This window comes from Bacillus sp. cl96, assembly GCF_900100505.1.
Lineage (GTDB): Bacteria > Bacillota > Bacilli > Bacillales > Bacillaceae_G > Bacillus_A > Bacillus_A cereus.
The window spans coordinates 1-8,875 of record NZ_FNDM01000037.1 but is presented as its reverse complement, the minus strand read 5'-3'; the positions used below and the strand labels follow the sequence as shown (position 1 = coordinate 8,875).

Below are 8,875 nucleotides of genomic sequence, written 5' to 3'. Positions count from 1 at the left end.
GCAAGAGGAATCGCTCTTTGAGAAAGCTGAAGAGGCAGCGCAAGAGGAATCACCTGTCATTATGGATATGCCTTTCCCGTGGGAGATGGAAAACACTGATCATATCTTTTTGAAAGAGAAAGAGGAAGTTGATTATCCGTTTGAAACGGGGGATGACGATAAAGAAAAGTATCCCGTTGAAATCAAAAATGGGGAATCGCAGAAAATAGAAAATCCTGAATCAAAAGCAGAAAAAAGTATCTTTGACTTTTAATGGTGGGAAGGAGGATGAAGATGATTTTAACCACTGAGGATGAACAATTATTTATGGATATTCATACACACATCTATTTGGATTTTGAATATATTCGTATAAAAAATTATCCCAATCATAAAGAAAAATCAATCTACGCAAGACTTGCGAAATTAGAGAAAGAAAATTACATCAAAAGTGAAAGACATCCAGTGGCAAGTATTCGTGGAAAGCGTAGGCGATCAGGTAACGGATCAAATATTTATACGCTTGATAAGTACGGTGTTGAAATGGTGCGAGAGTTGAGAGGTGAGGTCCATTGGAATTATAAATGGTCCAATCGAGTTGCGACTTTTGTTTATCATAGTTTGATGTTGGCTCATGTTGAATGTGCCATGTTGGAGCAATCAAAGACAGACATTCCAATTGGAATGAAAGAATGGATAAATGAAGCAAGAGGAACGTTTCAATATGACAAAAATAAAAGTGCTGTTATTCGACCAGATGGATTGGCTGTTATTGGTTTGAAAAACAGAATCGAAGGAAATTACGGCTTGTTTTTGGAAATGGAACGTACTTACGGAACGAAAGAGGTTATCGAGAAAAAGCTACGAAGGTATAACGACTTTTTAAGCCGAGAGGAATCGGTTAAAAAATATGATCGATATGCAGGTCTAACATACCCAATAGAGAAATGGCGACTAATCTTTATTGCTGGTAATGAGGGGCGACAAAAAGAATTGTTACGGTATATGAAAGAAATGGAGAGCCCGAATGTACCTGTTTATGTCGTGATGTTTGAAGAAGTCTTACAAAATCCTTTTGGAGCGATTTATCGGAACATCGGAAATCCTAATGAGAAAGTGAGGTTATAAGAGGGTGTTTCGATTTGTACTTTCAACAATTGTTTCTTTTATAACGGCGGTTATTGTGTTAGTTGTATCAAAAGATTTTATATTTCGTAGATTCCCAGAAGCACAACCGGTTTATGAAGAAATAAAATCTATGTTTTTAGAGATTTATGGAAGGTATGGCTGGGAAGGGTTACTTGTTGTAACAGTTGCAGTTATGGGACTTTCGAAAGCATTTGATAAAAAAGGTTAGGAGTGAAATGGTGTGGGGTTAAAAGAAAGGTTGAATAAGTGGAGGGAAAAAAGGAGGAAACCTTTCCGAATACCTTCGTATAAAGCGAAGAAGATCGGAAATGTGGTCTTTTGGGTACTCTTCTTATGGATGTTTACGGTTTCGATTACCGGGCTTATTACTAATAATAAATTGAAAGCAATGGTGCAAAAGGGCTCGGATTCTAAAGTGCAAGTAGATCAGAACGGAGCTACACGGCCAGAAGCGGTAGAATTTACAAAGCAATTTGCAAAGGAATACTTTACCTGGAAACGTGGGGATAACGAGCGTGCTAACAGAGAAGGGCGTTTAAAACCCTATTTATTAGAAGGAGCAGACCCACAAGCTGGATTAGATATGCATAGTCTTCAGTGGGATGCAAATTATGTACAAGCTTCCATTGTGCGGGTAAAAGAGACTGGAAAACAAAGTGCAGATATGGTTCTTAAAGTAGATTATAAACTTACTCGTCAAGATGAAGGAAAAGACGTTACAGAAACAATTGCTGTACCGATTCAAACGGATGGAAAAGGGTTTATTGTAACGGGAAATCCTCAAGTGGTTAAAGTAGACAATAAAGCGAAAATCAAAGTTGATAAAGATGAAAAGCAATCAGATGAGGCAGATTATAAGGCGAAACAAGAAATTCGCGACTTCTTACCAACTTTCTTCAAGTCTTACACAACAGCAACTCAAAAAGAATTGGAGTATGTATTACACAACAAAGATATTAAAGGGTTAGAAGGAGCGCTTCACTTTGAACAAATCAAGGAAGCGAAAGTATATGTAGGATCAAAGAAAGGTACGTATGAAGTTTATACAATTGCTGAAATGAAAGATGCTGTTTCAGAATCCAAAATGACAATGAAATATGTATTAACAGTTAAAAAAGAAGGAAAACAATATATCGTCACTGATATGACAGTGAAATAGAGAGGGGAAAATAAAATGAATTTATTAAATAATATGATACTGGGATTTGGTTTAGATGGAGCGTATGACTGGGTTAAAACACAAGGGAAATATGCTTTAGGGATTATCATTATCGGGTTAGTTATCTTTTGTATTGCGAAGCGAGCATGGGGCTTCCTGGTTACAATTGTTATCGCGGGTGGCCTTGGATTCTTCCTTGTAGCAGCACCAGAAACTCTTGAAAAAGTAGGATCATTCTTAGGTGGAATGTTAGGAATGTAATTAAATAAGGAGGCGTTCTTGCTGATGGAAGAAAAATCAAAACCTTTTATTGTATATACTTTCGGAAGTTATATGAAATATGAACGTCGCCAATATGAATTATTAGGCTATCGTCTTCCACGACCTGTGTCGTGGAAGATGTTAGGCTATTATGCCTTAATAGTATTGGTGTTTGTTATATTAAGAGTTTTCCCATTAACTTCTTGGTTTATTGGACCAATTGCTGATGAATTTTGGCTTCCATATTACATTATCATTCCAGGTTTTGCAGTTTGGGGCTTAGATACGTATAAAACAGATGGTAAGTCATTTTTAGTATTTGCTAGATCATGGATTTTATTTAAATTAAGGCCACATAAAATGTCACGCTTTATAAGGTTTGAAAAACCAAAAAAATATGTTTTTGAAAGTCCTATTTTCATTCGTTACCGTGAATCGGATATTGTTCCTATTATACCTATGAGTCAAGGGGAGGTTGAAGATTATCCGTTGACTCTAATAGAACAAGACACAGAAGAATCCGAAACAATACGTTTAGAAGAAGACGAATGGTACTAAAACAAGAGGATGAATTTGAAAATGAATATTTAATAAAAATATTTGAAAATATAGAAGGTGAGGATATTTAATGCTTGCGTTAAATAGTGTATCAGAATTCCCAATTAATCATGTAGAGGATAATCTTTGTTTTTGTCCAGATCAGAGGGTTTGGAGTATTTATGAAGTCGAAGGTTTTGAATATGAACATCAAAGTGATCGGATGAAGAAAACATATTTCTCAAACCAGAAGTCTTTATTTACACAATTAGAAAGTGATTTTCATTTACTCGTCATTCCAAAAGTAACTGATTCTGACGCAATTATAGATGAACATATTGCAAGATTGAAAGGACCTTTGTCTAACACGGCAAAGGTCCTTTTTGAAAAAGTGAAATTATATTTGCAACAATCATCAGTCTCAAAAGAAAATACAGAATATCATTTTTTCTTATTAGTGCAATTAAATCAAGATAAGAAAGAAAAACAAGTCAAAAACCCAGTAATTGAAACCTCAAAATTCGCTAGAAAATTTATAAAAGGGTTTACTGAAACGCCGTTTCGAGCAATGGGAATTGAAGAAAGTGACTTGTTAGAAGAAGAGATTAGTGATTATAAGGAAGCCGAAGATGGTATTTATAATCAATTGTTAGGTGCTTTTCGTTTTGTGAGAAGAGCGACACCACCAGTTACAAGGTTCTTAATTGAACATAATTTCACTCGTGGAATGACAGCTCCAGAAACAGTGAAGGATTGGAATGTAGGAACCAAAATTTCATGGGTAGATGAAAATGGAGAAACTAAAACAGCAACCCGTCCAGACCGTGAGGCTATTCTTCGCTTAACTGAGTGTGAAGTAGATGAAGAGCCTGGCCGTTGTATTCGACTTCAAAGGAGAAATGCAGAGGGGGATTTAGAAGAAAGTTACGTTTCGTTTCTGGCAGTAAGTGATATGGACCCACAATCACATTTTCCAGGTCGAGAATGGATATATCGTATACAATCGCATTCTTTAAAATTCCCGGTGGAAGTTAGTATTCGTGCTCATCATATGGAGAATGTGAGTGTTCTAAAAGGATTGCAAAATAGCGAGCGGGAATTAAATGACCAACGTCACCAGGCGGCACTTGGTGGAACTGTAGACCGGACTGTAGATCGTAAGGCGGCCGGAGTTAAACTGATGCAAGACGTTTTCCAGACAACGGGTGCACCAGGATTTGAAATGAGTATTTTATTTGCTGTTCATGCTCAAGATCAAAAAACATTGGCTCATCGCGTTAAGAAACTAATTACAGAGTATAGAAAGATGAAAATTCAATTAGTAAATCCTTATGGCGATCAGATGGCATATTTCTATGAATTTTTCCCAGGGGCAAAACGCTATAATAAAGATTTTAAAATATATGCGGAGCCAGGGGTGTTAGCACAAGGTATGTTTGGGGCAACAACACAAATTGGCGACAATCAAGGGTTTTACATTGGCCGTACAGTTAAATTAAATCGTCCGGTCTTTATTAGACCAGACTTAGCAGCAAAAGCGTTAGAGAACTTAAATAATGAATTTGATAGTTTATCAGTAATGATAGCCGGTATGACAGGGAAAGGGAAATCATTCTTAATGAACATCTTATTATACTGGATTGTTATGAGCGATGGGCTTGCATTTTGTGTCGATCCTAAAGGGGATAGAAGTGAATGGCCAAAAATGCTCCCAGGGTTTAAAAAAAATAAGGATCAATTGGAAGTATGGACTTTAGGACAAAGTGAACGTGACAAAGGATGTTTAGACCCATTCCGTGTTAGTGCAACAAAAGAAGATGCGATGAGTTTATCGTTGGAAGTTTTAACATATTTAACAGGTGTGACGTTAGAGAACTCAAAATATGACTTCCTATGGACAGCAATTCAACGAGTAGCAAAGAAGGAAGAGCCTTGTTTATCTATAATAAAAGACGAATTGCTTGAAATGAAACAAGATGGTGAATTGATTCAAGAAGAGTTAGCGCTATTAACAGAATTAGTAACACGTTTAAATACAATAGAAAATTCACCACTTGCAAATCTATTGTTTGGTAAACCAGGTCAGGATTATAGGGCCTTAGATTTAGAAAGAGCTTTACAAGTTTTACAAATTCAACATTTATCATTACCACCATTAGAGCAAACTGTATTGAGTATAACTGATAAATTATCAGAAAGTGTTCTTACAGCTTTAACAGCATTCGGTAAATCCCTTATGCTTTCAACAGATCGTAAGAAATTTAAAGTTTATATTCAAGATGAAGCTAAAAACGTTATGAGAAATCGTGAAGGGGCAAAACTTTCGGATGAAATTATTCGTAAAGGGCGTTATCACAATACAGGATTATATCTTGGTACACAAAATGCGAGTGATTTTAATTCAGCGAATAAAGAAATTGCCAACGTTGGAATGAAATTCTCCTATTGTTTAAAAAATGATGCTGAAGCAAAAGAAATGTTAGGATATTATAATTTGCCAGTAACAGACGCTAATATAAGAATGTTGCAGAATTTAAAAAGGGGTCATTGCTTGTTCCAAGACATCTATGGACGTACGGCAGTTATTAAAGTTGATCCTGTTTTCAAAGAATTAGCAGAGGCATTTGATTCTTCAACGAAAACAGCGGAAGAACGTGAACAGGAACTCGCGGGCGCTTAATATAAGGCGAAATAGGAGTGAAGGAATCGTGAAATATAAAAAAACATTGGGCTATTTAGTAGGAGCTATTGTTGCTGGAGGGTTAATTGTAACAACCCTTACAGCCTGTCAATCTACAAAAAGTGAAGTGGTAGATAATCAGAAATCGATTGATATAAAAGCGGCTGATAAAGCAGCTTTGGAATATATGAAAGCTTATATTGAATTAGATAATAAAAAAATGAATGAATTGCATATAAATGAATACGAATTTTTGAAGGAATACAATGTAACATATCCAGGGGCAAGTGATAAATTGAACGGGCGATATGAGCTGTTTAGGTATGATCTAGAAGAAGGTTCAAATGAATTTTATTACAAGGCTCGTTATTATCATCCAGGTACAGGTGGGAAGAGTAGTGTGGAATTAAAAATGATAAAAGATAAGAAAGATGGGAAATGGAAGAATTACGGTTGGGCTTGGGGAGATACTCACAATTTAGAGTCCATTGTAGGAGATAAGAAACCAATACAAGTCCATAAGTGGGAGGGGGAACGAGAATGAAAAAGCTCTTCCCTCTTTTTATGGCCATTTTTATTTTATTTGTCGGTACCGTGCCGAATGTAGCCTTTGCAGAGGATGAACCAAAAGCGTCAGAGGCCAATACAATTTCAGGTAACCTGTTTGATAAATCTAAGCAAGAAGATTTTGAGAATGTTCATTATGAGATAGATACCGCACCACATAAAGACGATGAAAAAGGCTTTTTCTCAAAGGCTTGGGGCTATATGTTTGGTGATGATTCTGTAGGGAAAGATATACAGCGGAAAATTAATGGAGTTGGTCAATGGATAGTTTCATTAATGTTCCAGTTTGGAGTTTGGTTGACAAAGATATTGTTATTTATAGTAGAACAATCCTTCAGTTTAGATATTATTGATGTCGTTGCAGATAAATTAGGGAAAGCAATGCAAAATATAGCGGGAATAGGAAGTAAACCGGAATTTGAAAGTGAAGGTTTATTCCCATCGATTATTAAAATGACATGTATTTTATCTGTTATATATTTTATTTATTTGTTTTTTGTAAAAAGACAAATGACAAAGGGGATAAGTGAATTATTTAAGGTAGTGTGTGTTATTGCAGGTATATTGCTTTACATCGCAAATGCACCAGCGATTCTGAAAGGGATGAATACAATTAGTTCTGAAATTAGTCTTCAAGTTTTAAGTAAGACAACCGGAACAATCCATGGGAATCCAGGGCAAACAAAAAGTCGGGCTATAGCGAATGTGAAAGCACAAATGTGGGAGTTGATGGTAGAGCGTCCTTATTTGTACTTACAATATGGTCAAGATTCACTAGATACTATTGGTGTAGAGAGGGTAAATAAATTAATCAATACACCACCTGGGGAAGATAGGGTTAAGTTAGTAACAGAAGATGTTAAAGAACATAAGAATTTTATGATGACAAATGAGTCGGTAGGGGAGCGATTGATATTTACCTTTATGTACTACATTGTAAATACTTTTGCAGGAGCTCCAACAGCGGTTATATGCTTGCTGATAGTAGCGTGCCAATTGTTGTTTATGGTAATGAGTATTATTGGTCCAATAGCGATGGCTTTTGCATTATTACCGAAAAATAGGCGCGTTTTAATTAGTTGGGCTGAACAATGGCTTAAACCGTTAGCCGCAAAAATTTTCTTGTCACTTATTGTAATTATTCTATTTTCAATTGCTGGGCTGTTATATGAACTTCCGGAAGCGGGAACATCTGGCTATTTAATGACGATGATCCTTCAGATTCTGGTATTTGTCCTTTGTTATATCTTTAGAGATAACATCAAAGCGGCATTCCGTAAATCGAAGGTTGCGTATAATTCATTTACGGATTTAGAGTATATGGCAGGCAAAACAAAGGATGGATTTAATCGAACAATGGATGGCATTAATGCAGGTGTAGGACGAGCAAAAGATATGTTTGGAGATTCTGATCCAAATTATATGGGGGATGATCCTTCTGAACATACAGCTGATGAAAGCGGAACAAAACAAGCTACCCTAGATGAAGAGAAAGTTTCGGGAGAAAGTGAAGAAGAAAAAACAAAATATGCAAGTATTGGTGAAGAAGACGAACAAACAGAACAACATCAAGACGAAGAAAAGCAAGACGAGGAAGAACAAGAAAGAGCCACAATTGATGAAGATGAGGATGAAGTGGTTGTAAATGCAGAGCAAGAAGAGACAGAAGAGTATCAAGAAGATCAAGAAGAAGTCAATCCAGAAAACCTTGCATCGTTAGAAGGAGTTGAAGAAGAAAATCCGGAGTTATCTGAAGTAGAAGATGCGAAGCAGCCTGAACAGGATGATTCTTCTCAATACGAAAATCAAGAAGGAGAAGATAACAACGAAGAACTTTCAAAAATTAATGAGGAAAGAGAAGGTACAGAAAAAAGCGATTCAGAATTGCAGGATGTAGAAGCTCAAGAACAAGGTGAGCAGGATGATCCATCTGATTATGAAACTGAAAACCAAGAAGGAAACAATGAAGAATTGGCAACGGTGAATGGAAATGATGAAGAAGAAAATCCGGAGTTGTCCGATGTAGAAGATATAGAGCAGCCTGAGCAGGACGATCCTTCTCAATACGAAAACCAAGAAGGGGAAGATAATAACGAAGAACTTTCAGAAATTAGAGAGGAAGGAGAAGGGGCAAACCAAAATGATTCAGAATTGCAGGATGTAGAAGCTCCAGAGCAAGGTGAGCAGGATGATCCATCTGATTATGAAACAGAAAATCAAGAAGAAAATAATGAAGAATTGGCAACGATGAATGGGAATGATGGCGAAGAAGAAAATCCGGAATTGTCCGATGTAGAAGATATAAAGCAGCCTGAGCAAGATGATCCTTCCGATTACGAAACAGAACAAGATGGAGGGAACGGTGAAGTTTTAGTAACGACTGAAGAAACTGAAGTGGATTCAGCACAAAATAATGAACCGTTATCAGATGTAGAAACACCAGAACAAGTAGAACAAGATGATTCCTCTAATTACGAAGCTGGATATGAAGAAGGAAATGCAATGGAGTTAGCGACAACAGAAGAAAGTACTACAGACTCGCA

General features: G+C 36.5%; 9 protein-coding genes. All 9 read left to right on the top strand.

All coding sequences use genetic code 11. The annotated features are described in order from the left end of the window. The coding region (locus BLT20_RS29655) for a hypothetical protein (RefSeq protein ID WP_141770004.1) at window positions 1–253 on the top strand (253 nt) is incomplete at its 5' end. Between the two features lie 20 nt (window positions 254–273). Next, a complete protein-coding gene (locus BLT20_RS29650; protein WP_061685326.1) occupies window positions 274–1,107 on the top strand; it encodes a replication-relaxation family protein in 834 nt (277 codons plus the stop codon). A gap of 4 nt (window positions 1,108–1,111) precedes the next feature. Next, window positions 1,112–1,336, top strand: coding sequence for a hypothetical protein (locus tag BLT20_RS29645; RefSeq protein WP_000488267.1), 225 nt, complete (start codon window positions 1,112–1,114; stop codon window positions 1,334–1,336). A gap of 129 nt (window positions 1,337–1,465) precedes the next feature. After that, window positions 1,466–2,287: a conjugal transfer protein gene (locus tag BLT20_RS29640; RefSeq protein WP_235033604.1), complete on the top strand. Its 822-nt coding sequence runs from the start codon at window positions 1,466–1,468 to the stop codon at window positions 2,285–2,287. 15 nt (window positions 2,288–2,302) lie between these two features. After that, window positions 2,303–2,548 carry a TcpD family membrane protein gene (locus BLT20_RS29635; protein WP_001050787.1) on the top strand — a complete coding sequence of 82 codons (246 nt, stop codon included), beginning with the start codon at window positions 2,303–2,305 and terminating at the stop codon, window positions 2,546–2,548. Between the two features lie 24 nt (window positions 2,549–2,572). After that, window positions 2,573–3,106, top strand: coding sequence for a TcpE family conjugal transfer membrane protein (locus BLT20_RS29630; RefSeq protein ID WP_000391621.1), 534 nt, complete (start codon window positions 2,573–2,575; stop codon window positions 3,104–3,106). 70 nt (window positions 3,107–3,176) lie between these two features. Then, window positions 3,177–5,765 (top strand): ATP-binding protein, encoded by a 2,589-nt coding sequence (locus tag BLT20_RS29625; protein ID WP_000880537.1) that lies wholly within the window; start codon window positions 3,177–3,179, stop codon window positions 5,763–5,765. Window positions 5,766–5,793: 28 nt separating this feature from the next. After that, window positions 5,794–6,309 (top strand): hypothetical protein, encoded by a 516-nt coding sequence (locus BLT20_RS29620; protein ID WP_061685329.1) that lies wholly within the window; start codon window positions 5,794–5,796, stop codon window positions 6,307–6,309. Then, the coding region (locus BLT20_RS29615; RefSeq protein WP_073340441.1) for a CD3337/EF1877 family mobilome membrane protein at window positions 6,306–8,875 on the top strand (2,570 nt) is incomplete at its 3' end. The genes BLT20_RS29620 and BLT20_RS29615, both read left to right, overlap by 4 nt.

Coding starts and splice junctions, on each gene's coding strand:
- BLT20_RS29625 (WP_000880537.1), top strand. CDS start 3,177: ATGCTTGCGTTAAATAGTGTATCAGAATTCCCAATTAATCATGTAGAG.
- BLT20_RS29650 (WP_061685326.1), top strand. CDS start 274: ATGATTTTAACCACTGAGGATGAACAATTATTTATGGATATTCATACA.
- BLT20_RS29630 (WP_000391621.1), top strand. CDS start 2,573: ATGGAAGAAAAATCAAAACCTTTTATTGTATATACTTTCGGAAGTTAT.
- BLT20_RS29640 (WP_235033604.1), top strand. CDS start 1,466: ATGTTTACGGTTTCGATTACCGGGCTTATTACTAATAATAAATTGAAA.
- BLT20_RS29635 (WP_001050787.1), top strand. CDS start 2,303: ATGAATTTATTAAATAATATGATACTGGGATTTGGTTTAGATGGAGCG.